This is a genomic window from Mucilaginibacter sp. OAE612 (genome assembly GCF_041806395.1).
Lineage (GTDB): Bacteria > Bacteroidota > Bacteroidia > Sphingobacteriales > Sphingobacteriaceae > Mucilaginibacter > Mucilaginibacter rubeus.
On the sequence record NZ_JBGMUW010000001.1, the window covers coordinates 5,873,989 to 5,899,350 of the forward strand.

At 43.8% G+C, this 25,362-nt stretch carries 21 protein-coding genes; 16 read left to right on the forward strand and 5 right to left on the reverse strand.

What is annotated here, in order from left to right; genetic code table 11:
* Nucleotides 1–58: 58 nt before the first annotated feature.
* The 6 genes from ABID99_RS24430 to ABID99_RS24455 all read left to right on the forward strand — a co-directional run bounded on the left by ABID99_RS24430 (nt 59) and on the right by ABID99_RS24455 (nt 6,097).
* Complete coding sequence (locus tag ABID99_RS24430; protein WP_373615392.1) at nt 59–523, forward strand: FKBP-type peptidyl-prolyl cis-trans isomerase; 465 nt, start codon at nt 59–61, stop codon at nt 521–523.
* A 79-nt stretch (nt 524–602) separates the two neighbouring features.
* Complete coding sequence (locus ABID99_RS24435) at nt 603–1,058, forward strand: FKBP-type peptidyl-prolyl cis-trans isomerase (RefSeq protein ID WP_090532090.1); 456 nt, start codon at nt 603–605, stop codon at nt 1,056–1,058.
* 207 nt (nt 1,059–1,265) lie between these two features.
* Entirely contained in the window at nt 1,266–1,865 is a 600-nt protein-coding gene (locus ABID99_RS24440; RefSeq protein WP_208057661.1) for a tRNA-(ms[2]io[6]A)-hydroxylase, read from the forward strand.
* 373 nt (nt 1,866–2,238) lie between these two features.
* Complete coding sequence (locus ABID99_RS24445) at nt 2,239–2,940, forward strand: LytR/AlgR family response regulator transcription factor (RefSeq protein WP_373615393.1); 702 nt, start codon at nt 2,239–2,241, stop codon at nt 2,938–2,940.
* Between the two features lie 59 nt (nt 2,941–2,999).
* Complete coding sequence (locus ABID99_RS24450; protein ID WP_176625741.1) at nt 3,000–3,941, forward strand: acyltransferase; 942 nt, start codon at nt 3,000–3,002, stop codon at nt 3,939–3,941.
* A 239-nt stretch (nt 3,942–4,180) separates the two neighbouring features.
* Nucleotides 4,181–6,097, forward strand: coding sequence for a gliding motility-associated C-terminal domain-containing protein (locus ABID99_RS24455; protein ID WP_373615394.1), 1,917 nt, complete (start codon nt 4,181–4,183; stop codon nt 6,095–6,097).
* A 62-nt stretch (nt 6,098–6,159) separates the two neighbouring features.
* On the opposite strand, the gene ABID99_RS24460 is transcribed toward ABID99_RS24455, so the two are convergent.
* Together ABID99_RS24460 and ABID99_RS24465 are read right to left on the reverse strand one after the other, a co-directional pair.
* On the reverse strand, nt 6,160–7,773 hold the full coding sequence (locus ABID99_RS24460; protein ID WP_373615395.1) for an FAD-dependent monooxygenase: 1,614 nt from the start codon (nt 7,771–7,773) through the stop codon (nt 6,160–6,162).
* Complete coding sequence (locus ABID99_RS24465) at nt 7,770–8,486, reverse strand: SAM-dependent methyltransferase (RefSeq protein WP_176625748.1); 717 nt, start codon at nt 8,484–8,486, stop codon at nt 7,770–7,772. The genes ABID99_RS24460 and ABID99_RS24465 overlap by 4 nt, the downstream gene beginning before the upstream one ends.
* 54 nt (nt 8,487–8,540) lie before the next feature.
* Here ABID99_RS24465 and ABID99_RS24470 point away from each other — a divergent pair, with 54 nt between their 5' ends.
* From ABID99_RS24470 to ABID99_RS24495, 6 genes are all read left to right on the forward strand, one after another.
* Nucleotides 8,541–9,257 (forward strand): hypothetical protein, encoded by a 717-nt coding sequence (locus ABID99_RS24470; RefSeq protein ID WP_373615396.1) that lies wholly within the window; start codon nt 8,541–8,543, stop codon nt 9,255–9,257.
* Nucleotides 9,258–9,692: 435 nt separating this feature from the next.
* Nucleotides 9,693–11,597 (forward strand): glycoside hydrolase family 97 N-terminal domain-containing protein, encoded by a 1,905-nt coding sequence (locus ABID99_RS24475; RefSeq protein WP_373615398.1) that lies wholly within the window; start codon nt 9,693–9,695, stop codon nt 11,595–11,597.
* Nucleotides 11,598–11,618: 21 nt separating this feature from the next.
* Nucleotides 11,619–12,542 carry an ROK family protein gene (locus ABID99_RS24480; RefSeq protein WP_373615400.1) on the forward strand — a complete coding sequence of 308 codons (924 nt, stop codon included), beginning with the start codon at nt 11,619–11,621 and terminating at the stop codon, nt 12,540–12,542.
* A gap of 13 nt (nt 12,543–12,555) precedes the next feature.
* Complete coding sequence (fucP, locus tag ABID99_RS24485) at nt 12,556–13,788, forward strand: L-fucose:H+ symporter permease (RefSeq protein ID WP_373615401.1); 1,233 nt, start codon at nt 12,556–12,558, stop codon at nt 13,786–13,788.
* Nucleotides 13,788–13,952, forward strand: a complete 165-nt coding sequence (locus ABID99_RS24490; RefSeq protein ID WP_175490065.1) for a hypothetical protein — start codon at nt 13,788–13,790, stop codon at nt 13,950–13,952. The genes fucP and ABID99_RS24490 overlap by 1 nt, the downstream gene beginning before the upstream one ends.
* Before the next feature lie 4 nt (nt 13,953–13,956).
* On the forward strand, nt 13,957–15,609 hold the full coding sequence (locus tag ABID99_RS24495) for a hypothetical protein (protein ID WP_373615402.1): 1,653 nt from the start codon (nt 13,957–13,959) through the stop codon (nt 15,607–15,609).
* Between the two features lie 212 nt (nt 15,610–15,821).
* On the opposite strand, the gene ABID99_RS24500 is transcribed toward ABID99_RS24495, so the two are convergent.
* Nucleotides 15,822–17,801: a thiamine pyrophosphate-dependent enzyme gene (locus ABID99_RS24500; protein ID WP_373615403.1), complete on the reverse strand. Its 1,980-nt coding sequence runs from the start codon at nt 17,799–17,801 to the stop codon at nt 15,822–15,824.
* A gap of 59 nt (nt 17,802–17,860) precedes the next feature.
* On the opposite strand from ABID99_RS24500, the gene ABID99_RS24505 reads away from it, so the two are divergent.
* Nucleotides 17,861–18,712 (forward strand): DUF4198 domain-containing protein, encoded by an 852-nt coding sequence (locus ABID99_RS24505; RefSeq protein WP_373615405.1) that lies wholly within the window; start codon nt 17,861–17,863, stop codon nt 18,710–18,712.
* A 106-nt stretch (nt 18,713–18,818) separates the two neighbouring features.
* Here the strand turns inward: ABID99_RS24505 and rsmA are convergent, their stop codons facing one another.
* Nucleotides 18,819–19,598: a 16S rRNA (adenine(1518)-N(6)/adenine(1519)-N(6))-dimethyltransferase RsmA gene (gene rsmA / locus ABID99_RS24510; protein WP_091167303.1), complete on the reverse strand. Its 780-nt coding sequence runs from the start codon at nt 19,596–19,598 to the stop codon at nt 18,819–18,821.
* Between the two features lie 272 nt (nt 19,599–19,870).
* On the opposite strand from rsmA, the gene pdxA reads away from it, so the two are divergent.
* Together pdxA and ABID99_RS24520 are read left to right on the forward strand one after the other, a co-directional pair.
* Nucleotides 19,871–20,926, forward strand: coding sequence for a 4-hydroxythreonine-4-phosphate dehydrogenase PdxA (gene pdxA / locus ABID99_RS24515; RefSeq protein WP_373615406.1), 1,056 nt, complete (start codon nt 19,871–19,873; stop codon nt 20,924–20,926).
* An 82-nt stretch (nt 20,927–21,008) separates the two neighbouring features.
* Nucleotides 21,009–22,196 carry a DUF5009 domain-containing protein gene (locus ABID99_RS24520; RefSeq protein WP_321556689.1) on the forward strand — a complete coding sequence of 396 codons (1,188 nt, stop codon included), beginning with the start codon at nt 21,009–21,011 and terminating at the stop codon, nt 22,194–22,196.
* Between the two features lie 9 nt (nt 22,197–22,205).
* On the opposite strand, the gene ABID99_RS24525 is transcribed toward ABID99_RS24520, so the two are convergent.
* The gene (locus tag ABID99_RS24525) at nt 22,206–24,116 is read right to left on the reverse strand and encodes a DUF4153 domain-containing protein (protein WP_373615407.1); all 1,911 of its coding nucleotides are present in this window, start codon (nt 24,114–24,116) and stop codon (nt 22,206–22,208) included.
* A 188-nt stretch (nt 24,117–24,304) separates the two neighbouring features.
* Between ABID99_RS24525 and ABID99_RS24530 the strand changes: the two genes are divergently transcribed.
* Entirely contained in the window at nt 24,305–25,288 is a 984-nt protein-coding gene (locus ABID99_RS24530) for a pyruvate dehydrogenase complex E1 component subunit beta (protein WP_373615409.1), read from the forward strand.
* The last annotated feature ends 74 nt before the right edge of the window (nt 25,289–25,362 follow it).

A 25,362-nucleotide genomic window follows, 5' to 3' on the forward strand; every position in this document is an offset into this window, starting at 1 on the left:
CCAAAACATAAATTGAGCCTCCTTTATTGCAAAGGGGGCTTTTATTTGGACCCCTATCATGAAAAAACACATTCTATTGCTAAGCGCGGTTATTATTACACTGATGATGTCATGTGATAACTCAGCGAAATTAAACCGGGCTAAACAAGCCAAAACAGATGATTCGCTGATCCGCATTTACCTGAAGGCCAACCCGCAGATCAAAGTGCAGAAACACCCCTCCGGTATTTATTACCAGGTTTTATCCGAAGGTAAGGGGAGGAACCCTAACGAAAATTCGTTGGTCACTGTAAATTATACCGCAGCGCTGTTAAATGATATGGTAGTTGATAAAGCAAGCGGTTTTTCAAGCTCGTTAGACCGTTTGATAAAAGGCTGGCAAATAGGTATTCCATTGGTAAAACAGGGCGGCACCATATTGCTCATTGTACCCTCGGGCCTTGCCTACGGTGCAAATGGCGTAGGCCGTATCCCCGAAAATTCGGTATTGGTTTTCACTGTCGATTTAACAGAATTTAACTAATCTTCCCAAAATAAGTTCAATTATTGTAGCGTTCTGTAGCTTTTGCGCGTCAAATTAATCCAAACAGAACTATTAACTAATGAAGAAATTTCTATTATTCGTATTCGCCCCATTGGTGATCCTCACCTCGTGCTCAAAAGACAAATTCGATGCCTCAAAACAGGCAGCCACGGATGATGCCGCTATTAAAGCTTATATCGGTACTGACACTGCTTTTCATACTACTGCTGATGGCTCTGGTGTTTATTACAAGATAGTAATCCAGGGAACAGGTGCAAATCCAACCATTAAATCGACTGTTAAAGTAACTTATACCGGCAAACTATTGGATGGAACTACATTTGACTCGGGCACCATTAACCAAAGCCTGCAGGGCCTTATCAAGGGTTGGCAATCGGGCCTGCCGTATGTAAAAACCGGCGGTCGGATTATTTTGGTGATCCCCTCAAGAGAAGGCTACGGCAATAGTGCGGCCGGAAGCATCCCCGCAAATTCGGTTTTGGTATTTACAATTGATCTGCTTAGTTTTAGTTGATTTAACTAATGCTATAGAAAAACCTTGCTGGTATGGTTTTTACTGCCGGCATGATGTGCTAAACACGGCAACCGGTACTCATACCGGATCAAGCGCCAATAACGAAGGCTATCCCATAAAGATGGTCTTCATTTTTTAATTTCCACGGTAAAAATACCTTTTACCTTTCGCCTTTAACCTTTCACCTCCAAAAACTATCTTTGTGCTGTGAGTGAGAAAACCATCCTAAAACTGCAGTTGCCTACCGATCCGCTTTGGGTTAAAAACGTGGTAGAGAGCAATATTGAAGAAATTTTGACCGACCATGCTTTTTGTGAACAAAAGGCAGCCAGCAATGCCATTACGCTTATTGTTCAAAATCCCAACCTGAGCGAATTGGTACAGGAAATGGCCCTGCTGGTGCAGGAAGAAATGGATCATTTTAAACGCGTACATGATATTATATTGGAACGCGGTTATATTCTCGGCCGCGAGCGGAAGGACAACTATGTGAACGAGCTCAGAAAATTTATCATCACCGGCGGAGGCCGCGAAGCTCAGCTGATTGACAGGCTGCTATTTTCGGCTATGATAGAAGCCAGGAGCTGTGAACGCTTCAAAGTGCTGTCCGAAAATATTAATGATGAACAACTGGCAACTTTTTACCACGAACTAATGGTAAGCGAAGCAACCCACTACTCTATGTTTATTCGGCTGGCCAAAAAATACGCTGAAGAAATTGATGTTGAAGCCCGCTGGAAACAATTTCTGGAGTATGAAGCCCAGGTAATTCAGAACTACGGTAAAGGTGAAACTATTCATGGGTAAGTTTTGAGTCTGAATCGAAGCTTTGACGTGTTGACCTGCACGCTTCACTTACTACTTAAACTACAGACTTTTAACTTAAGACTGTTCATGGCCTTTCCGCTGTTTTTTTAAATACCCGGGGCCAGTGCAAATATGGCGTAAGCAAGCGCGAACCTGCTGCTATTGATATTAGAATTAATATTAATGAGCGCAATATTTCATTTTACTGCAAAAACCGGGTTTTTGGTTTACGGAAAAGTGATTACCAGCATACCGGCATCGGCATAAACAACACCAAACAGCGCCTGGACATTGATATCCTGGCAGGCATTTGTTCAATATAAGCAGCCTGAATAATGAGTATATTGTTCAACTTACTTTACAAACTTAAATTATGGTGCTTAAATGTATAGCCATTGATGATGAACCGCTGGCCTTAAGGCTTATAAGCGAATATGTATCACGCTTCCAGGCATTGCAAATGGTTAATACTTTTGAAGATGCTATAACCGGCGCCGAATTTTTAAAAAACACCCCAATAGATCTTCTTTTTGTTGATATCAACATGCCCGATGTTACCGGTATTGACCTTGTGCGCTCTTTGCAGACTAAACCCATGGTAATATTTACTACCGCCTATAAAAAGTTTGCGTATGAGGGTTTTGAACTGGAAGCGATTGATTATATTTTAAAACCGATAGATATTAAACGCTTCACCAAAGCTGTTGAAAAGGCGTTTGATTACTACAAGTACAAAAACAAGCCCACCGACGACGAAACTGACGAAAGCCTGTATGTATACTCCGAATACCGCATGGTTAAAATAGATCTGGATACTATTGAATATATTGAAAGTATGGAGGATTATATCAAGATCCATATCACTAATGATAAAACCATCCTTACGCTGATACCCATGAAAAAGGTATTGGAGAAATTGCCCTCCGCCAAATTTCAGCGCATTCACCGCAGCTATATCGTACCTGTCAACAAGATCCGGTCTATTCAAAATCGTAAGGTGCGGCTTACAAATGTTGAGCTGCCGGTAAGCGAAAGCTATAATGATTTTGCACGCAACTGGTCGAAACAGAAGTAAAATGAACGCAATTCTCTTGATTGGCTTATCAATAAAATTAATCAACTGGCTTTTATATAATGACTTTAACAGAGAACAAAACCAGGCAACATATCCAGCAGGTTGATTATATCAGGGCAATAGCTTCATTGGCGGTAGCTTTGTTTCATCTTGGCGGCAAATCATTACCCGGCCTGCACTACGGCTGGCTGGGCGTTCAAATGTTTTTCCTGTTGTCAGGCTTTATAATTTGCTGGGCTATTCCTGAAAATTATAGCTGGGCCTTATTCCCCAAGTACATTTTAAAAAGAATAACACGCATTGAGCCGCCTTACATAGCCTCCATATTATTAACCATTTTGGCCGGGTATTTATTAAACACAAATTATCGGCCCGATATCAGTAACATATTAACCCACTTAGCTTATATCAACAATTTTACTGGTCGCCCATACCTAAACCCCGTTTACTGGACGCTGGGGATTGAGTTTCAATATTACCTGTTCATCGGCGTTTTCTTTCCAATTATTATAAAAAAATGGGGCGCCATCTCCCTGCCCCTGATTTGCTTATTGCCTTTATTTATACCCGTACCCGGATCAACACTGTTAAACGTTTTTCCTTTTTTTGCTCTTGGGATATTATATTACCTGTACCTGACAGGTAAAAGAGGGTTAACTGAAGTTTTGATATATGGCGTAGCTGTAACTGCCATTGGTTTATATGGTGCAGGGTGGCTTCCTATGGCTGCCGGCCTTACGGCACTTGCCCTTTTAATATTGCCGTTAAAACGCCACCCGGTTATTGCGTTTTTTTCCAAAATCTCTTTTTCGTTATACCTTACCCATGATGTTGTTGGGAGCAGTCTTGTAGCTTTTATGGGTATGCACCTGCCAAAAACATTTGGATTCAGGGCGTTTGAATTTTTAACAGGCATTGCTGTAAGTATCAGTTTTGCTTACCTGTTTTATCGCCTGGTAGAACTGCCCTGTTTACGGTTATCCAAACGGATCAGGTATTGATTATCCGGTTATTTACAAGCGTTTTAAACTCTTTTGCAAATCCTTTTTACATTCACCAATACAAAAGCGCTATTCATCGATACATTATTGATGAAAACCAGCTTTGTCCCAATATTTATATCATAAACCAATTATAACCCCATAAATGGTTTATTAATACCCCTTTTCATAATAGTTGCGATAGTAGCGTCTGTGTGTTAGTAGTTACATGCAGGCGCTTTTTTAAAAACAGTATTCCGTTGGAAGCAAAAAAGTTACTCCCCCTAATCAGCTTTTTTCTCATTATATTAGTTCGTAAAACAAACGCGCAAAGCCTTGGCGATCCTGTGGTGAGCATTACCTTTGGCTCAGGCAGTTCAACACATTCCGGTGCCTTGCCTGCCGATTCGGGCTCAACCAGTTATACATATAGCAGTGCCAATTTCCCAAGCGACGGCTCGTATACAATTGAAAATACTACCGCGGGTGCAGGCAACGTCTGGTGGTCGGCCACAGACCATACAGGCAATACAGGCGGCTATATGATGGTGGTAAATGCCAGCGTATCCAAAACCGATTATTTTTATAAGCGCGCCATTACCGGTTTATGTTCCAATACCACCTACCAGTTTTCGGCCTGGGTAGTGAATTTGTTAAGGAGCAATGATATCAGCCCGCCTAACATCACTTTCGCCATCGAAAAAACTGACGGAACAATTATTCAAAGCTTTAATACCGGCACCATTGCCCGCACAAGCAACAATTATGAATGGGTGCAGGAGTCGTTCAATTTTACGCTACCGGCTGGTGTCGGCGATGTGGTGATCAAAATGATCAATAACAGCGCCGGCGGTGCCCCTGCCAATGACCTTGCCATTGATGATATTGTTTTCAGACCTTATGGTCCTGTGATAGAGGCCAGCTTCAGCACTTCAAACTCAGCCAATACAGCATCGGCCTGTTCAGATGTTCCGCAAACCTATACACTCAATACGACCATCCCCAGTGGCTATACCGTTTTATGGCAATACAAAAACGGCGGTGGGGCCTGGACGGATCTTACCGGAGCAAACAGCACCAGTTCAAATTACCAGATAACATCGCCATCAGTGGCTGGTACTTATTACTACCGGGCAGTAACGGCGCAGGCGGGTAATATTAATTCGGCCCTTTGCCGGTCTGCATCAAATGTGCTTACACTTACGGTTGGCGCACCGCCTCAATCAACAGCAACGGCCAATACACCGGTTTGCGCAGGCACAACGTTAACGCTAAGCGCATCAACCGGGGTGAGCTATCAATGGACGGGGCCAAATGGTTTTACATCGGCCATTCAAAGCCCAACTATCAGCAATGTGACCGCTGCTGCTGCAGGAACATATCATGTTACGGTTAAATCATCCTCTAACTGCGAGGTTGTGGTGCCAGTGACAGTGGTAGTAAACGCCCAGCCCGTTGCGGCTGTTGATGCGGTTGAGCCAATTTGCGAGGGGAGTTCGGTTACATTAAATGCCAGCGGAGGCTCAACCTATTCATGGTTGCCGGCAACGGACCTTTCAGATACCAGTATCGCTAACCCGGTAGCCAGCCCAACAGATAATACACTTTATACTGTAACAGTAAGTAACGGCACTTGTACCTCGACAGCCACAGTACAAGTAGATATTATAAAAAAGCCTGTGGCCAATGCCGGGCCCAACAGGTACATTACCCAGGGCCAGTCAACAACACTTAACGGCAGCACCAAAGGAACCAACGTAAGCTATTACTGGACACCGACCGATAACCTGAGCAGCAGCCTTGAGCTTACGCCTACAGCTTCACCAATGGAAGATATCACCTACACCCTGCACGTGGCATCAAACTCGGGCTGCGGTGACGAAGCAACCGACCAGGTATTTGTGCGTGTTTATAAAAAAGTAGTTATCCCCAATACTTTTACACCCAATGGTGACGGGGTTAATGATACCTGGGCGATAGAGGCGTTGAATACTTACCAAACCTCGACAACGCAGGTATTTAACCGCTATGGCGGACTGGTGTTTAAAAGCACAGGCTATCCTGAAGCCTGGGATGGCAGATCTAACGGCCAGGATATTCCGTCAGGAACATATTATTATGTGATAGATTTAAAGAATGGCAATGTAATGAGCGGCTGGGTGATGGTGGTTCGTTAGTTCATGGTTGATGGTTCATGGCGAAAATACGCAGGCAGGAACAATTCGCAGGCAACCATGATCTATGAACCATGAACTATGATCGGCTTCACCCCCACTACATTCAGCAAATAATTATCCATCATATCAACATCCACCACATCATTTAAAAAACCGATATGCATATCCGGGCGTATGATGAGGGCTTTCTTTTGGTTTTCTTTGATGGCGAAAGCATCGAAAATGTGTTGATTTTTTGCTGATGGCGGCAGGTAAAAAAAATTAAGACTGGCCCCATAGTTTTGGGTGATCCATTTGGCAATGGTAAACAGGTCGAGCTCTTTGAGCTTGCCTAAACAGATGAGCGTAAAACCCGGTTTACTGCACCATTCATGCAGGTCGGTTTCCACCTCCCGCTTTTCGTCGAACACTTTGAGATAAGGTAGCCTGTCGCCTGCTTTGATCTGGCTGGCATGGCTTAAGTTAAGGTTTATGGCGCTGTCGCGATAGGAGATACCGGTTTGCGATACCCGTTTAAAAAAGGCTTCGCGAAGGCTGGGTTTCCTCCATACCCATTTTAAAATAACAGGCAGCAAATATTTCTTTAGTAAGTTAATGAACCAGTTACGCGACAGGATCATTTTAAAGATCCGGTCAGTAGTATTAAGGAGCTCTTTTGCTACCGGCATCCTTTCCTGCGCATAGGTATTTAACACCGATACCTTAAGCTGGTTATTAACCACACCTGCCAGTTTCCAGGCCAGGTTATAGGCGTCCTGCAAGCCGGTATTCATCCCCTGCCCGCCAACCGGCGAGTGGATATGCGCGGCATCGCCAATTAAAAAGCAGCGCTGCTCCCTGAATTTATCGGCCATTCGGTGATGCAGGCGGTAGGTAGTGAACCAGTTGGTATGTTCAACAATGATTTGTTGTTGGGTTACATCCCGCAAATGTGGTAACACCTCTTCAATTTGAAGCTCGTCTTTTTTATCAAACTTATCGGGCAGGTTGCCTACCACACGATAACTCCGTTCATCGGGCATGGGGAAAAAGCCCGCGAAACCTTTTTTTGAGAGGAACAGGTTAACCTTATCGCCAAAGCTGGCATCTATTTTAATATCTGCTAAATAAAACTGGTGTTGGTAGGTATCGCCATTAAAAGGAATGCTCAGTTGCTTGCGCACAGTGCTGTGAGCGCCATCAGCCGCAACCAGCCAGTCGCAGGTAATGGTTTGTTTATCCTCGCCGCTTTGCAGCTTCAATGTTACCTTACCGGTATCCTGGCTTAGTGACAGCAGCGATGTGTTCCAGTATACCGGGCAGCAGTTGAGGGTAATAAAATCCAATAATAACCGCTCATTTTTGCTCTGCGGGTACATCTGGATAAATGGAAAAACCGTTTGCGTTTCGCCAACATTGGCAAGCGAAAGACTGGCAACCTCTTCACCGTCCTGGTTAAACTGTACACCTCCTCCCCGTTTACCATCATTGAGCACTTTATCGACAATGCCCATCTGCCGGTAAATCTCCATAGATCGTGCCTGAACGGCAAGCGCCTTTGAACGTGTGGTTGGCCCCTGCCTGCTATCAACAATTACCGGCTGCACACCATAGCGTAAAAGCTGGGCGGCCATCATCAAACCTGACGGACCGGCGCCCACTATTACAACTGGGGTATGCTGCTGGCTTATGGTCATTTATTGCCGTGATAGAGTAAAAAGATGGTTGGGCGCTTGTGCAGATCAGGCACTTTCTTTTGCCATTCGGCAATGGTTTTAGTTTGCACAAACTCGGTTGGGGAGGTTAGGTCGCAGGCTATACAAAGCTTGGTTTTGGGATTGCCTGTTTTCAGGATCTCCTCAAGCATGGGGTTATTGCGGAAAGGTGTTTCGATAAATAGCTGGGTTTGATCAAGCTTTATGGCTGTGCTTTCCAGCTCTTTGATCTTTTTAGCACGAAGCACTTTATCAATAGGCAGATAGCCGTGAAATGCAAAACTTTGTCCGCTGAAGCCTGAAGCCATCAGCGCCAGCAAAATAGAACTTGGGCCAACCAGGGGTACAACCTTAATGCCCATGCGGTGGGCTTTATCCACAATCTCGGCACCGGGATCGGCAACACCGGGACAGCCGGCTTCGCTCATCAGCCCAACATCATTACCTGCTTGCAGGCCTTTAAAAAAATCGGCCTTACCCATGTCGCGATTATGCTTGCCATAATCATGGATCAAAAGCTCGCTTTGCGGGGTTTTCAAGCCAGCCTCTTTTAAAAAGCGACGGGCGGTTTTTTCATTCTCCACGATGTACTCTTTGATACTGTTTATGGTATCAGTAAGGTAGGGCGTAAATGATTTTGCGGCCGCGTCATCGGCCAGCGGTACGGGAATTAAATAAAGGGTTCCATAGGGCATATTGCAAAGTTGGTGTTTTTTGTTTAATTTAAGCTATCAAAAGGAGTCTGAAAAATGAGGCAATTAGGCGCAAACTGGTTTATTGAAGGTCATATTGATTTTGAATACAAAAAATATATCCTGTTAAGCTACCTGCAGGAAATTAACAGTCACTTTGATAACAGCCGGTTATATCCCAACCTGGCCGACCTGATATTTCATTATAACAACCTCATCGATTTTAAAAAAAATAAATCGCTGCTACAGCAGGCCTTTCCGCAACGCTTAACACAGGCTGATATCGACGCAGTAAAGCTTACCTATCAAAAGATCATTATGGATGATCAAAGCATGCGGGAGATAGAGCAGATCATTACCTATGCCTTAGGCAAAATGGACCCGGCTATAAAAACCGGCAGGGACATTTATGATTTTGTAGAAAGCCATGTGAATATCGATCCCGTAGGCATTACCCCTCTAATGCCTTATCACGGTTATTTTTCGTTACAGAATGGCAAGGAACGAACCAACCGGATCTACGAGTACCAGATCACTATTTTTGAAGGCAAGGATGATAAATACCGCGGCATTAACGTAGCTTTTGTTGATGCCTACGAGCAAAGTATCACCAATACCCCCGAAAGCATTAAACTGCGTCTTATAAACAGGAACAAGTTTATGCCCAACCCCGCGGTTTACTATGTACACAGTGATATCACTTTTCCGCTTGAGCAAACACTGCTGCCGGTGGCCAAAAGAAGCCTGGTGAAGTATATTTCGAATGCTGCGTAATTGCTTATGATTTTTTTTTCAGGAAGCAAGGGTAGTGCTGTTGCCCATTACTTTTCCCTATCGGGCAAGGATAAAAGTTGGGCAGTTAACACCGCTACAGCCGCTTAAGCCTTTGCAACGTTAAAGAGTTTACGGCAAGCCCGGGCATTTAAGATGAGAGTTTCATGATCTGGACGGAAGGGGAATCATACCCTGGGCCGAAATTCAACCTTGAAGGCTGCCAATGGGCGGTTAAAAGTGGCCGGTTCAATTTGCATATGCTCGCACAGGTCAGGCTCTCACTTTTTTAGCTCCTATTTACCTACCCTTACCTATCTGCAATATACTATCTATCAGTAAGATCCAAATCCTCTTTATAATTATTACTGCTAATTGCTTTTCATATGATTATAAATCGTGAAATTATTTGTCTTACCTGGATAAATACTATCTGACATGAAAAAAAACGCAATAATATTGATTACCGGTTTATGGTTAAGCTGCTTTATCAGTGTGGTTCGGGGACAGGGAATAAAAGATTCTGTACTTAGCCTTCGGTCGCCGGATAAAAATATAACATTCAGGTTCCGTCAAAAAGTTAAGGCCGGGAAGCGTGCCATGTACTATAGCGTGGATTATAAAAGCAAACCGGTAATTCTGGAGTCGGTACTCGATCTGCAACTGGATAATAACCTTTCAGAAAAAGCAATGGCGCTGAAGGTAGATCAGCATAAAAACTGGTGCGAAAACCTGTTGGTCACCGGCGCTGATTCATCCCGGCATGATACCACATGGGCACCAGTTACCGGAGAGCGGGCTATGATCCGGGATCATTACAACGCAATCAATATTACGCTGGTAAAGGATGACAATCCCATTTATGTAATGCAGGTACAGGTACGGGTTTACAACGAGGGAGTAGCATTCCGGTATTATTTCCGCGAAAACCCTAAAGGAACCTACTACAACATCACTGCGGAAAATACCGAGTTTCACCTGCCTGAAGGTACCCAGGCTTGGTTTGCCAATTGGGCACAAGCGCCATATTACAAACTGCCGCTAAAAAACTGGCCCGGCGAAAGCGAACGGCCGTTAACCATCGAATTGCCTGACGGCCTTTTTGCAGCGCTGGGGGAAGCACAGCTAATTGATTATGCGCGCACTAAATTTAAGCTGAGTGCCGATAAACCATCCACCCTGGTAACCTCTATGTTTGGCGGGGCGCAGCTCATCTCGCCGGTAGGCACACCATGGCGGGCAATCATAATAGCTGAAAAACCGGGCGACCTGATTGAACATAATTACATGATGTTGAATCTTAATGAGCCATCGGCAATAGCCAATACCAATTGGATTAAACCCGGTAAAATCATGCGGGTAATGGCCATGACAACAAATGATGCAAAAACAAATATTGATTTCGCGGTAAAGCATAACCTGCAATATATTCTGTTTGATTGGAAATGGTACGGACCGGCATTTAGCTTTGGCTCGGATGCTACCAAGGTTGCTATACCTGATTTTGACCTGCCTGGTATAATCAAATATGGCAAGGATAGGGGTGTTGGTGTTTGGTTATATGTTAATCAGCAGGGTTTATTAGCTCAAAGTGACAGTTTATTTGCTATTTATCATAAATGGGGTGTAAAAGGCGTAAAATTTGGTTTTGTGCAGCAGGGGTCCCACCGCTGGACAACCTGGGTAGAAAAAGCAATTCAACAGGCGGCCGCTGCCCAGATCATGGTAAACATTCATGACGACTGGCGGCCAACCGGCGAGCAGCGTACCTGGCCAAACCTGATGTCGGCCGAAGGGATCCGTGGTAACGAGGAAATGCCCGATGCCACGCACAACGCCGTGCTGCCTTTTACGCGGTACATTGCCGGAGCAGCCGATTATACCTTCTGTTATTTTAATAAACGTATTAAAACTACCCATGCCCATCAATTGGCGTTGGCCGCAATTTATTACAGCCCGCTGCAAACGCTGTATTGGTATGATAAGCCTTCGGCGGAGCATAATGAGCCCGAACTGGAGTTTTGGGACAAGATCCCAACCACATGGGACGAAACGAAAATAGTGCAGGGAACACCCGGCGCATTCATTTCCACAGCCCGCAGAAGCGGAAAAGATTGGTTTGTAGGTACTATCACTAATAATGATGCACGTGAAATTAAACTTGATCTGAGTTTTTTAGAACCCGGTAAAAAATATAAAGCGACTATTTACAGCGATGACCCATCGGTGAATACTGAGACGCACGTTAGGGTCAGCAGCAAAAGTGTTAACAGTAAAACAGTATTAAAATTTGCCCTGCTGCCATCAGGCGGAGAGGCGGTTTATCTTACTCCCGAAAAATAATCCATAATATATATAGCATACATGAGCCAACAGCGTAAAAATAATTATGTAATCAGTGCAGATATCGGCGGTACGCATATTACAGCAGCGGTCATTGATCTGGAAAAAAAAATGATCATTGAAGATACCCGTACCAGGTTAAGTGTGGACTCGCATGGAACGGCAACTGAAATACTTAAAACCTGGGCGAAAGCATTGACACAGGCTTATGAAAAATTCGGCTCTCCGGCTCAGCAGGTTGCCCTGGCCATGCCTGGCCCGTTTGATTATGAAAATGGGGTTTCACTGATCAAAGACCTGCATAAATATGAGGCCATTTATGGTTTAAATATTAAGTTATACTTGTCGGAAGAGCTCAGCATAGATGCTGCAAATATCCTGTTCCGAAATGATGCCGAAGCATTTTTACAAGGGGAAGTTGTAGCGGGAGCAGGCACCGGCTCCTGTAAGGTTCTTGGGCTTACGCTGGGCACAGGGTTTGGTTCAGCTTTGTGCGTTGATGGTATTGTGAAAGATTTAAACCTGGGCGGCGGACCTTATAAAGATAGCATTGCAGATGATTATTTCTCAACAAGATGGTTCTTACGGCGATATCGTGAAATAACCGGGCTGTCTGCTACCGGCGTAAGCGCGCTGATATCAATGTCCAAACACAGTGCTGTGGTTAGGAACATCTTTGATGAGTTTACGGTCAACCTGTCTTTATTCCTTCGGGACATTATCCAAACCGAGGGTCCTGATGTGATTGTTATTGGTGGCAATATCGCAAAAGCATCGGGCATGTTTCTGGATGAACTTACCAGCAAGTTAACAGCATATGCTGAAAGTTTAAAAATAAAATTAGCTTTATTGGGAGAAGACGCGGCGCTGATGGGTGCTGCTGCGGCTTTTGATAGCAGGCGAGGACTTAATATCTTATTTAACGCCAATCACCCGAGTAATTAATTTTAACAACAATATGACCAATAAACCAGCTTTTACCGAGAAAAAATTCATCGTAACCTTTGTATTTGTAACCTCGCTATTTTTAATGTGGGGTTTATTGCATTCCATGAGCGACGTGCTCAACAAGCATTTTCAAAATGTGCTTAATCTCTCCAAATCTCAATCCGGTTTAATCCAGTTCTCCGTTTTTGGAGCGTATTTTATTATGAGCATCCCCGCAGGATATTTTCTAAAGAAGTTTGGTTATAAACCGGGCGTAATCCTGGGGCTGATTTTATTTGCCCTGGGTTTATTTCTTTTCGTCCCTGCAGCCAACGCGGCCTCATTTACTTTTTTCAGGATAGCCTTATTTATTATGGGCTGCGGTATGGCCACTTTAGAAACTGTGGCGCATCCTTTTGCGGCCGCCCTGGGCGATCAGCGCCGGAGCGACCAACGTGTAAACTTCGCGCAAACATTTAACGCGGTAGGTACCATGATCGGTCCGGCCATCGGTTCTTATTTCCTTTTAGGTTCGGATACGATGCATTCAACCGATCTTACTTCCGTAAAAACGCTGTATGTGGCCATTGGCTGCGTGATTATACTTATAGCAGTTGCTTTTATTTTTTTGAAAATTCCGGTTTTAACAGATCCGCATACAGAAACTTCGGCCGTCGATCCTGATGCGGTTAACGTAGACGTGGAACCATCAAAAAAACTATATCAGCATTCGCATTTCGTATGGGCGGTTGCGGCACAGTTTTTTAACGTGGCGGCGCAGGCCGGCACCTGGGCATATTTTATCAACTACGGTGTGGATATTATGCATTTCAGTAATGAAAAGGCTGGTTACTTTATGATTATTTTTATGGGGATGATGGCGCTGGGGCGTATTGTGGGCACCTCGTTAATGACTTATATCGCGCCTAATAAATTATTAGCGGCATTTGCCTGCGGCAGTATCTTAATGTGCCTGATAGTTGCACAGAGCCTGGGCTGGACATCATACATCGCCCTGCTGATGATCAACTTCTTTTTTAGCATTATGTTCCCCACCATTTTTAGCTTAGGGATCAAAAACCTGGGCAGTCATACACAACAGGCTTCATCTTTTATAGCGATGGGGGTAGTGGGCGGCGCGGTATTTCCAATGATAATGGGGCAGATAGCCAATCATAGTGTCGCTCACGCTTATTACCTTCCGATCATCTGCTACGCGGTGATCTTTTTATTCGGCGCTAAATTTTATAAAGTTAAACACTAATGAAAAGTGCCCGGAGAAACATATCAACCCACATATTGCCTGCACACCATACTATCACACTCAATAATGTAACGATAAAAGCCGAGCCGGTAAACCAGGGCTTCAATAAACAATGGTGTTTTAATATGCCGGCAAGCGCCGATGCTGAAATTGTATTGAATTAAAATTATGAGAAGGTATTGTCTCTATTTTATTTTTTTAAGCTCGCTGATGTTGGTAGATCTGCCGGTAGCACAAGCGGCTGTTTGGCAATGGTCTGTGGCGGTTAAGCCTGCTGGTACCAAGCGGGATCCGTCAAGGGCTTTTTTATGGATATCGCCGAATTGTAAGCAAGTGAAGGCGGTCATATTCGCCCAGAACAATATGGAGGAGCAATCCATATTGGAAGATCCTCAATTCAGAAAGGAAATGGGCAAGTTGGGTGTTGCGGAGATTTGGGTTAGCCCGGCTTTCAATCTTAAGTTTTTGTTTAATGAGGGCGCCGGAGATCAGTTTAACACGTTGATCAATGACCTCGCTGATATTTCAGGTTATAGCGAATTGAAAACAGCGCCGGTGATCCCTATCGGGCATTCGGCAGCGGCAAGCGCACCTTATTATTTTGGTGCATGGAACCCTTCGCGTACGCTTGCTTGCATCTCGGTAAGCGGGCAATGGCCATATGTAAGAAACGTTTTTGCTCCCGATATCTGGCGTAAAGATCAAAGCCTGGACTATATCCCTTGTTTGGAAACAATGGGCGAATACGAAGCTGCCAACACCTGGAGCGATGAAGGATTAAAAGAAAGACAGGAACATCCGTTGCTGCCGTTGAGTATGCTATCCAACCCTGCACAGGGGCATTTCGCTGCCACGCCTGAAAAAACCGGTTACCTGGCCTTCTACATTAAAAAAGCCATGCAGTACCGCTTGCCAAAAAATGTACCTCTGGGTACCGTTCCGAAATTGATTGATATCGATCCGACAAAAACCGGCTGGCTGGTTGATAAATGGCGCTATAATGAATTGCCCGCCGCGGATGCAGCACCGGTAGGCAGGTATAATGGCGATGCTTCAAAAGCCTTTTGGTATTTTGATGAAGAAACAGCACGGGCAACAATAACCTACCAGGCAAAACATCGTAATCAAAAACCACAGCTCATAGGTTATGTACAGCATGGCGGGATGGTTGAACAGCGTAATACGCACCAGCAAGTAAACCTGAAATTTGAACCTGAAGCCGATGGCATCACTTTTAAACTCCATGCTGCATTTTATGATACGGTGCCCGGGGGCAGTCCCCGCTTACCTGTTTGGGCTGGCATGCCGGTTGGTTCCGCTATAGGGCATGCTGCCGGGAATATTCCTATTGCTATTAACCGCATTACAGGCCCGGTTATCAAGATAAATGATTCCACTTTCAGATTGAGCCCGCAGGCCGGTTTTTGGGAGAACCCGCATAGTTATGAGTTGTGGTTTGCTGCTACCCATCCTGGAGATGCTGAGTATAAACCGGCCGTACAGCAATCACAAATGCTTGTGCCGCCACACAATACAGCGGGGAAGGAGCAGCATATTACATTTTTTCCGGTCCCCAACCAAAAGGCACATGCAAAGGGAATAAAATTGGATGCCAGCTCAGATGCACAGGTGTCTGTGGGGTTTTATGTATTAGAAGGCCCGGCGGAGCTATCAGGCAATACATTAAATATTACAGCTATTCCGCCGAGAAGCCGTTTCCCGGTAAAAGTTACCGTGGTAGCCTGGCAATATGGTAATAGCCATGAGCCTAAACTGCAAACGGCAATGCCCGTTGAACAATCCTTTTTTATTGAAAAATAATTGAAACACTTTTAATATTAACCGTAGTTATGCTTCTTCTAAAAACTCAATGTGTTTCACCTAAAAGGCAATGAAATAAGCAGTATAGTCTTTTATTATACCCGAATTGATCGCCAATAATCAGTTAAGATCAAGAGTTAACGAAATATTTAACGGTGCTGCCCAGCGCTACATGAAACCTAAAGGAATAGAAGTATAGCTCGGGGGCCCTGCTAATAAGCCAGCAGCCGTTCCATGCTTTCTTCCAATCGCGCCTTGGCCAAAAACTGATCTTCCAAAGCTTTGTTCATGGGGATGGCTGTATCGAGGCTACCACAACGCATTACGGGGGCATCAAGATATTTAAAGCAATGTTCGGCCAAATGGGCCGCAATTTCGGCGCCGAAACCATTGGTGAGTGTATCTTCATGCAAAATCAGCACCCGGCCTGTTTTTTTAACACTGGTTTCCACCGCTTCCTGATCCCAGGGTTGCAGACTGCGCAGGTCGATGATCTCTATGGATTGATCGGGATGCTTGTCTGCATACTCCAATGCCCAGTGTACACCAAGACCAAATGTAATTATACTGGCCTTTTCGCCTTGCCTAATCACATTAGCCTTGCCTATCTCTATCATTACATCATTATCGGGCACATCGGCGCTGATACTGCGGTACAGGTATTTGTGTTCAAAATAAATTACCGGGTTAGGATCGTCAATAGCGGCAAGCAGCAGGGCTTTGGCATCTGCCGGGAAAGCCGGGTAAACCACTTTTAAGCCGGGAGTTTTGGTAAACCAGGCTTCATTGCTTTGCGAGTGAAAGGGGCCTGCGCCGGTACCTGCACCCGCAGGCATCCGTATTACTACATCAACGCCCTGCCCCCAGCGATAATGCGTTTTTGCCAGGTTGTTAATAACCTGGTTAAAGCCGCAGGTAACAAAATCGGCAAATTGCATTTCAACCACAGCTTTGTAACCGTTAAGCGCAAGTCCCATGCCTGCACCAACAATTGCCGATTCGCAAATGGGGGTGTTACGTACACGGGCCTTACCAAACTCCTCAACAAAGCCCTGGGTAATTTTAAATGCGCCGCCGTATTCGGCAATGTCCTGTCCCATGATCACCAGGTTGGGGTGTTTGTGCATAGCTTGTTTAAGCCCGTCGCTAATGGCATCTATATAGCGCTTACTGGTAACCGGCGATGATTTTGGCTGTACAGCAGGAAAGCTGTAAGGCTTGTACATATCCTGCACCTCGGTGGCCACATCCGGTATAATATCTGTTTCGGCATAAGCCTTTTCAATTTCGGTTTCAATAAGGGCGGCGAACTCCTTACGGATAACAGAGATCATGTCTTTAAACAAAACCCCTTCGGTAATCAGGTACTTTTCAAAGTTTGTAACCGGGTCCTTTCCTGCCCACCACTCAAATAAATTAGTGGGAACATATTTGGTGCCTGATGCTTCCTCATGGCCACGCATCCTGAAGGTCATACATTCCAGCAAAACAGGGCGCGGATTTTCACGAATAGCTTTATTAAGTGAGGTTATGGTGTTATAAACTTCAAGCAGGTTATTGCCGTCAATACGGCGGCCTTCAATACCGTAGCCTACGGCTTTATCAACCAGTTCGCGGCAATTATATTGTTCGTTGGTTGGGGTTGAAAGGGCATAGCCATTATTTTCGATCAGAAATATTACCGGCAGCTTCCAAACAGAGGCTATGTTAAGTGCTTCGTGAAAGTCCCCTTCACTGGTGGCACCCTCGCCGGTAAAAACAAGGGTTGATTTTTTTTTAGCCGATAATACATCCGCTAAGGCAATGCCATCGGCCAGGGCAAGCTGCGGACCGAGATGGGATATCATCCCAATGATCTTATACTCCTGGGTACCGAAGTGGAAGGAGCGGTCGCGCCCTTTAGTAAAGCCCGAGGGTTTGCCCTGCCATTGCGCCATTAACCGCGACAAGGGGATATTTCTCGATATAAAAACACCGAGGTTGCGGTGCATAGGCAAAATATATTCGTCGGCATTCATAGCAAGGGCGCTGCCAACTGCTATGGCTTCCTGGCCGATACCCGAAAACCATTTGCCAATGCGGCCCTGCCTCAGCAGGATCAGCATCTTCTCTTCAACCATGCGCGGAAACAGCATTTTTTTATAAAATTCCAGCAAAGTATCATTATCGAGGTTTTTCCTGTCAAAAATCATAACGTAAAACTACTGAAGTTTTTAAAACTTTGTATGTTTGGTGATACTATCCAAAAACTATGAAGCGCACCTCTATTTTCATCATTATATTACTGCTCATGATAGGCTTTGCGGCCAGTTCGCAGGATTTTTTCTTATTGCCACATAATTTTTACGTTCACAAAGGCGATAAGCTTAACCTGCACTTGTTGAGCGGCAACGAGTTTAAACCCGAAAATGAATTTAAGTTTGCCACAGCAAAGGCAACTAAATTTATGCTGTATGAAGGCTCAAAGAAAACGGACCTTTCAAAAGTCAGTAACTCTGCCGATAGCAGTCTGCTTGTCTATGAGCTGCAAAACTCCGGTCTTGCACTTTTTGAACTGGTAAGGGATGATGAAACAGAATCGGAAAGGAATAAATTTATCAGAGCACTTGAAAGTGAAGGCCTTGATAAAATGGCCGAAGAAGCCCGGGCCAGTAGTCAGCAATACTTTGTTGAAAAGTATCACCAGTCAAGCAAAACCCTTATTTCTGTTGATAAAGCTAACGGTAAGGACTTTGATAAACCCCTGGGTGAGGAATATGAAATTGTAATACAGCAAAACCCTTATAAATCAAGCTATGGCGATGATGTTACCGCTCAAGTGCTTTTTAAAGGTAAACCCATGAAAGATGCTGTGGTGATGCAATATGTACGTACTTTGAACGGCACCATCGTTCCGCAAAAATTATTGAGCGACAGCAATGGCCTGGTATTTTTTAAACTGAGCCGGGAGGGGGTATATATGGTCAGTTCAACCCATGTTGAACCATCGCAGGATAAAAAAGCCGACTATGAGAATTGGAGTACTACTTTTACCTTTGCCTTCAGCAATACCGATGACGTACCAAATTCATACAGGGAATTTGGATTTGGAAATAAGCATTGATTTTTTTTACAGCAGTTGCAGGTTTTAGTAGCGGGTTAAAAATATAGAAGCGTCATGTGGGTCTCCCTTTCTGGGGGAAATTTAGAGGGGCTAAAACATCAATTACCTACCTGCTCGCTGAAACAGCGTTAGTAAGTTTAACAAAATCCTCCACACTCAATCTTTCCGCACGCAGATCGAGGACAGGCTCATCAGTCAATTTTTCTTTGTTGATGAGCGATGATATGGCGTTGCGCAGGGTTTTGCGGCGCTGATTAAAACCCGCTTTCACTATCTGCCAAAATAATTTCTCGTCGCAATCAAGTGTTTGTTTATCGTTGCGTGTAAGCCTGATCACTGCCGAAAGCACCTTGGGCGGAGGATTAAAGACGCCGGCCTTCACCGTAAACAGGTATTCCACTTTATAATAGGCTTGTAAAAACACGCTGAGTATACCATATTCCTTGCTGCCTGGTTTGGCGGCACAGCGTTCAGCAACTTCTTTCTGGAACATGCCCACTACCTCAACCACCTGCTGGCGGTTGTCAAGCACCTTAAAAAGTATTTGCGATGAGATGTTATAGGGGAAATTACCGATAATGGCAAAGTTTTCGGGAAAAATGCTTTTAAAATCAAGCTCCAGAAAATCGGCATTGATAAGGCGGGTACCTAATTGCGGGTATTTTTTTTTCAGAAAATCGTACGATTCGGTATCAATATCAATGAGTGATGTTTCGTACTCGCTTTTTTGCAGCAGAAAATCAGACAGTACACCCATGCCCGGCCCCACCTCAAGCACATGGCCGAATCGCCCTTCGGGTTTCAGGCTGTCCACTATCTTTGCTGCTATGTTTTTATCAGTAAGAAAATGTTGCCCTAAATGTTTTTTTGCCCTTACCAATGTCATTATTAATCAAATATTTGAGCAAATTAAATCATATTTGTGCTTTTATCAGGAACTATAAGCTTAAAATCTTTTATTTGCAGGTGTAAAGATAGGTTAAAGGCGAAAAGTTAAAGGTAAAAGGATTGCCTAAGTTGAAGGTTAAAGGCGAAAGGCAAAAGGCCAAAGGCCGTTTAGCTTTATAAACCATTAATAATCATCACTGTTAAAATATTGAAATCACCGCTTAAAAAAATCGGTGAAATCATAAAACTCGGTGAAATCATAAAAAAATAATGAGCGATAAATTAAAAATTGGGATCAGCATTGGCGATGTAAACGGCATCGGTTTAGAGATAATTATTAAAACTTTGGCCGATAGTAAGATTTATGATTATTGTACGCCTATTGTTTACGGGCATACCAAAGTGGCTTCGTTCCACCGCCGCGCGACCCAGGTTAATGAGCTTAATTTTTTGGTGATCAATGATCCTTCACAAACTCATTTTCGCAAACCTAACATGATCAACTGTTGGGAGGAAGATGTAAAGATTGATATAGGGCAGGTTACGGAAGCAGGAGGCAAGTACGCTTTTAAATCATTGGAGCGCGCTGTTTATGACCTGAAAGAAGGTTATATAGATGCATTGGTTACCGCCCCCATCAATAAAGACAATATCCAAAGTGAGCAGTTTCACTTCCCCGGCCATACCGAATATTTGCAGCAATACGATGGTGCTGCCGAATCGCTGATGTTTTTAGTGAGCGATACTTTACGCGTTGGCGTGGTTACAGGTCATATCCCGGTATCAAAAATTGCCGAAAGCATTACCGCCGAAAAAATATTGGCCAAACTGAAGCTAATGCACCATAGTTTGCAAAATGATTTCTGGGTGCGCAAGCCAAAAATAGCCGTATTGGGGCTTAACCCCCACGCCGGCGATAACGGCCTCATCGGCAGCGAAGAAAAAGATATCATTATACCTGCTATTGAAGAAGCCCGCTCAAATAATATACTGGCATTTGGCCCATACTCGGCCGATGGTTTTTTTGCCAATGGCACTTACCTGCAGTTCGATGCTGTACTGGCTATGTATCACGACCAGGGCCTGATCCCTTTTAAACAGATCGCCTTTGAAACAGGTGTTAATTTTACAGCCGGGCTAAACTTTGTGCGCACCTCGCCCGATCACGGAACTGCGTATGATATAGCAGGAAAAAACCAGGCTTCTGAGGTCTCCTTCCGCGAAGCGCTGTTTACAGCTATCCACATTGTCAAAAACCGCAGGGAAGGACTCGAACTTAATGAAAATCCACTTTTATTCAGCAAGCTAAGCCGCGACAGAGATTAAAAAAGCCTTGTAATAGTAATGTTTCAATTTAATTACCGTTAAATTAAAACATTTACGCTGCTTGTTGCATTTACATGACTGAATGAATAATTTTCTTAGCCGCATACGTTCAATAGATGCATTCCGCGCTGTAACAATGTTCCTCATGATATTTGTGAATGACCTGGATGGCATTCCGAATACCCCAACATGGCTTAAACACGCGGGCTCAAATGTTGATGCGCTGGGTTTGGCCGACACTATTTTTCCCGCGTTTTTATTTATAGTCGGGCTTTCGATTCCCTTTGCTTTTCAAAACAGGTTAAAGCAGGGCGATAATTTCAAGCTATTATCACGGATAGTGAGCCGCTCATTCGCGCTCATTTTTATAGGTTTTTTCCATGCCAACATGGAAACCTACAATGAAGCTGCCACCTTGTTACCCAAACCAGTTTGGGAAAGCCTGGTTACATTCAGCTTCTTCTTTATTTTTTTAGATTACGGCAAGGACACGTCGCCAACTAAACGTTATTTGCTGCAGGGCTTCGGTATATTGTTACTTGCAGGCATGGCGTTGCTATATCGTACCAGCGACCCCGGGCATACCTGGCTTCACTTTACCTGGTGGGGTATTTTAGGCCTGATAGGCTGGTCATACATGCTTTGCGCACTTATCTATTACTATTCCGACGGGCATTTATGGGTACAACTGGCGGCCTGGATGTTCTTCATTTTCTTTAACCTGGATGTGCATTTCGGCTTTCTTGATTTTATCGACAAGCTGCAGGGCTATATCTGGATTGCGGGTAATGGCGCCATGCAATCGTTCACAATGGCAGGGGTATTTATTTCTGTATTGTACATGCGCCTCAAGGCCAATAATGAAATGAAGATGCTTTGGGTGGCCATGATCCTGATTGCAATAATTTTGTTTAACCTGGGCTTTATAGTACGCTATTTTAGTGGCGGCATTTCCAAAGAACGCGATACCCCTTCATGGGTGCTCATTTGTACCGGCATTAGTTTGGTGGTATATGCTTTCTTTATTTTCCTGGTTGACGTTAAAAATAAATACAACTGGTTTAAGGTGATAGAGCCCGCCGGCACCAACACTTTTACCTGTTACATAGTGCCCTTCCTGTTTTATCCCATATATGAAATGAGCAGGATAGGCTACCCCGAATACCTGAGCCAGGGCACCGGGGGCCTCATAAAATGCATTGTATTTGCTTTTGTAATGGTATGGCTTACGGGGTTATTGGATAAAATCAATATCAGGATTAAGATATAAGCTGACTGTTTACTTTATTTTGATGAGATATGTTCCACTAAAGTTTTTTATATCTGGGTTTCCTTTTTTTGAACGATCAAAGTAAATACTGCTGAATTGAAATACTACAGTATAACCGGGCGTTTGTCTGGTTACCTGCATCAGATTTGCTGGCAGCTCATAGCCTTTTGGCATATAAAGGTTATCTTTATTCTTTTTGCTACGATATTTTTCGAGCGTAGTAGTATCGGTCATCATTTTATTCACAATCTCAATGGGATCAAATTTAACTATATCGTTATTAAGCATTAAGCTGCACCTGTGTGTTTCGGCAAAATAAACTTGCTTTATAGTGATGCCATTATAGTTATTAATCACAGTATCTGCCCCCAGGTTGCTTGAAAGTTCAATATCGTATCCTTTAACAACCGTGATATTTTCTTTTTGACTAAACACATAGCTTTCGCTCTCTGAAAAATCGGTTGTTGTCTCAGCAAAGGGATAATAATAATCACTGAAACGGCCTAGGCCCAATTGTTTTTTTGCCCATTGATATTTTAAAGTCCTTAACCCCTCCCTGTCAACCAGCAGGTTGTTGTACTCCCCCTTTTGTTTTGCTAATGAATCAGCAACTATGTTTAAATCTCTTTTAAAATAGGGTTGCAAGCCCTTTAGGTCGTAATGATAAATGAAATAGCTGAGCCTGCTTGCGCCGAGGCTTCCTTCCTTCATGTTGATTTTTGTGCTATCAACAAGTGTCAGCTTTCCATCTTTAAATCCATTATGCTTTTTAAAAAAGCTAATCACCATACCCCTTTGCGAATACATACTCATGGTAAACGCGCTTTGTGGCCCGTAGATACTAAGCAGGGTTAGCATGCAGAGTGAGATGGGAATGATCTTAATATTCTGTTTTTTAAACAGTAAAAAATAAAGCGAGATGAACAGCAGCCACAAAGCAAGTGCTATCAAAAAATACCTGAATTCGGTAACGCCATAGCTAAATACCCTTGTGCCAACGGCAACAAACAGCAATATCTGCAATGGGATTAATAAAAAGTAAAAGCTGCGGGTATAGGTTTTGAGCCATTTGTTTTCGTTTTGCTCGCGGATGGGGTATACCAACAGGAGCGATAATATGCCAAATACGGCATAACCTAATATCAGGTTTGATACAAGGCCTTTGGGCAGCTTCCATTCAATGAGTATTTTGATTTCATAAGCCAGTAAAATGAGCACATATACTGTTGATAGCGGGATGAGTACATATTGGGTGAAGATCTTTAGGCCTTTGGGGTAGCTTTCATCTTCATTAAGCGCGCGAGTGTTTGTTGGTACTCCCGCTAAAAAGAAGGTAGTAGTGAACATCCCTGTGATCCATACCCATAAAATCTGATAAGTATCCCACTCAAACTTAAAATTAAACAGAAAGTTGGTAGCTCCTATTGCTGCGGCCAGCCCAGCAAACAATACTACGCCATACAGCATACATGCCAAAAAGCGTAAAAAAAGAGTTTTATTAAACTGCCAAAATCCTCGTATCTGGCCTTTGCCGGTAAAGGCAGCAAAAGAAACCATTAAATGAAAAGCCAGGCTAAGCAAAAAGAACCGGGTATAATCTGCCTGTCGTTCGGGGGGATTAATAATAAATATGAACAGTACAGCTATCACAGCCGCTGCAATTTTTGCTAATGCTATTTTGGTTGTTTTCCATCCTTTGCTTTGCGTGTACAGCGTAGCTGAAAGACTAAGCAGGAAACCAAGGTTGGCTATCATGATAGTGCGCATGCACCAGTTTTCGCTTATACGGTTAAGGTGATTAAGTTCGATCTCTATAGTAGCTGCTATGGTGCCAGCTAAGGCAAAAAGTGTTTCAAACGGATAACGTTTAATGGTATTTACCGCGCTTTGTAACAGGTTTTTTAATGACGGGAATTTCATTTGTGTGAGGTTTAGGAACTAATGTAGTATTTATTTGTGTTTTTGAGGTTCGGTTTGAGGTTTTACTTCTTGCAGAATGATGAAAATGTAAAATATATGTATTAAAAATCAAACCAATACCACGGTTAATTGCATTTAACACATTAGTGTTTATATTTGCGTTCGCAAAAAAACATCATTTTACGATAATGAGAGAAATACAATTCAGAGAAGCGCTAAGAGAGGCCATGGTCGAAGAAATGCGCAGCGACGAGAATATATACCTGATGGGTGAAGAGGTTGCCGAATATAACGGCGCGTACAAAGTAAGCCAGGGAATGCTGGACGAATTTGGCGCAAAGCGTGTTATAGATACGCCCATCTCTGAATTGGGTTTCGCCGGTATCGGCATCGGCTCGGCAATGAACGGCTTACGCCCTATCATCGAGTTCATGACTTTCAACTTTTCACTGGTAGCTATCGACCAGATCATCAATGGCGCTGCCAAAATGATGTCAATGAGCGGCGGCCAGTTTTCGGTGCCGATTGTTTTCCGCGGCCCTACCGGTAATGCAGGTATGCTTAGCTCACAGCACAGCCAGTGTTTTGAAAACTGGTATGCTAACTGCCCTGGCTTAAAAGTGGTTGTACCATCAAACCCATACGATGCTAAAGGTTTATTAAAATCAGCTATCCTTGATCCCGATCCGGTTATTTTTATGGAGTCGGAATTAATGTATGGCGATAAAGGCGAGGTTCCTGAAGAAACTTACTATATCCCGCTGGGTAAAGCAAAAGTTGTTAAAGAAGGCAGCGATGTTACTTTAGTTGGCTTTGGTAAGATCATGAAAGTGGTTATTGCAGCCGCTGCCGAACTTGAAAAAGAAGGTATCCACGCTGAAGTGATCGACCTGCGTACTGTACGCCCTATCGATTATGCTACAGTTATTGAATCTGTAAAGAAAACAAACCGCCTGGTAATTATTGAAGAAAGCTGGCCGTTAGGTTCAATTGCTACCGAGGTTGCTTTTAAAGTTCAAAAAGACGCGTTTGATTACCTTGATGCTCCTATCTTACGTATCATGGGTGGCGATGTTCCGCTTCCATATGCTCCAACTTTGATCCAGGAATACCTGCCAAACCCTGAAAGGGTGATCAAAGCGGTTAAAGAAGTAATGTACGTTACCAAGTAATCGTTTTAATATAAAATATGTAAGAGCCCGATATGAGAATACCGGGCTCTTTATTTTTTGAAACTTTATTTTAA

What these genes read in the sequence shown, in the direction of transcription:
- ABID99_RS24430 (WP_373615392.1), top strand. Translation starts at nt 59, where the DNA reads ATGAAAAAACACATTCTATTGCTAAGCGCGGTTATTATTACACTGATG.
- ABID99_RS24435 (WP_090532090.1), top strand. Translation starts at nt 603, where the DNA reads ATGAAGAAATTTCTATTATTCGTATTCGCCCCATTGGTGATCCTCACC.
- ABID99_RS24445 (WP_373615393.1), top strand. Translation starts at nt 2,239, where the DNA reads ATGGTGCTTAAATGTATAGCCATTGATGATGAACCGCTGGCCTTAAGG.
- ABID99_RS24450 (WP_176625741.1), top strand. Translation starts at nt 3,000, where the DNA reads ATGACTTTAACAGAGAACAAAACCAGGCAACATATCCAGCAGGTTGAT.
- ABID99_RS24460 (WP_373615395.1), bottom strand. Translation starts at nt 7,773, where the DNA reads ATGACCATAAGCCAGCAGCATACCCCAGTTGTAATAGTGGGCGCCGGT.
- ABID99_RS24465 (WP_176625748.1), bottom strand. Translation starts at nt 8,486, where the DNA reads ATGCCCTATGGAACCCTTTATTTAATTCCCGTACCGCTGGCCGATGAC.
- ABID99_RS24470 (WP_373615396.1), top strand. Translation starts at nt 8,541, where the DNA reads ATGAGGCAATTAGGCGCAAACTGGTTTATTGAAGGTCATATTGATTTT.
- ABID99_RS24475 (WP_373615398.1), top strand. Translation starts at nt 9,693, where the DNA reads ATGAAAAAAAACGCAATAATATTGATTACCGGTTTATGGTTAAGCTGC.
- ABID99_RS24480 (WP_373615400.1), top strand. Translation starts at nt 11,619, where the DNA reads ATGAGCCAACAGCGTAAAAATAATTATGTAATCAGTGCAGATATCGGC.
- fucP (WP_373615401.1), top strand. Translation starts at nt 12,556, where the DNA reads ATGACCAATAAACCAGCTTTTACCGAGAAAAAATTCATCGTAACCTTT.
- ABID99_RS24490 (WP_175490065.1), top strand. Translation starts at nt 13,788, where the DNA reads ATGAAAAGTGCCCGGAGAAACATATCAACCCACATATTGCCTGCACAC.
- ABID99_RS24495 (WP_373615402.1), top strand. Translation starts at nt 13,957, where the DNA reads ATGAGAAGGTATTGTCTCTATTTTATTTTTTTAAGCTCGCTGATGTTG.
- ABID99_RS24500 (WP_373615403.1), bottom strand. Translation starts at nt 17,801, where the DNA reads ATGATTTTTGACAGGAAAAACCTCGATAATGATACTTTGCTGGAATTT.
- ABID99_RS24505 (WP_373615405.1), top strand. Translation starts at nt 17,861, where the DNA reads ATGAAGCGCACCTCTATTTTCATCATTATATTACTGCTCATGATAGGC.
- rsmA (WP_091167303.1), bottom strand. Translation starts at nt 19,598, where the DNA reads ATGACATTGGTAAGGGCAAAAAAACATTTAGGGCAACATTTTCTTACT.
- pdxA (WP_373615406.1), top strand. Translation starts at nt 19,871, where the DNA reads ATGAGCGATAAATTAAAAATTGGGATCAGCATTGGCGATGTAAACGGC.
- ABID99_RS24520 (WP_321556689.1), top strand. Translation starts at nt 21,009, where the DNA reads ATGAATAATTTTCTTAGCCGCATACGTTCAATAGATGCATTCCGCGCT.
- ABID99_RS24525 (WP_373615407.1), bottom strand. Translation starts at nt 24,116, where the DNA reads ATGAAATTCCCGTCATTAAAAAACCTGTTACAAAGCGCGGTAAATACC.
- ABID99_RS24530 (WP_373615409.1), top strand. Translation starts at nt 24,305, where the DNA reads ATGAGAGAAATACAATTCAGAGAAGCGCTAAGAGAGGCCATGGTCGAA.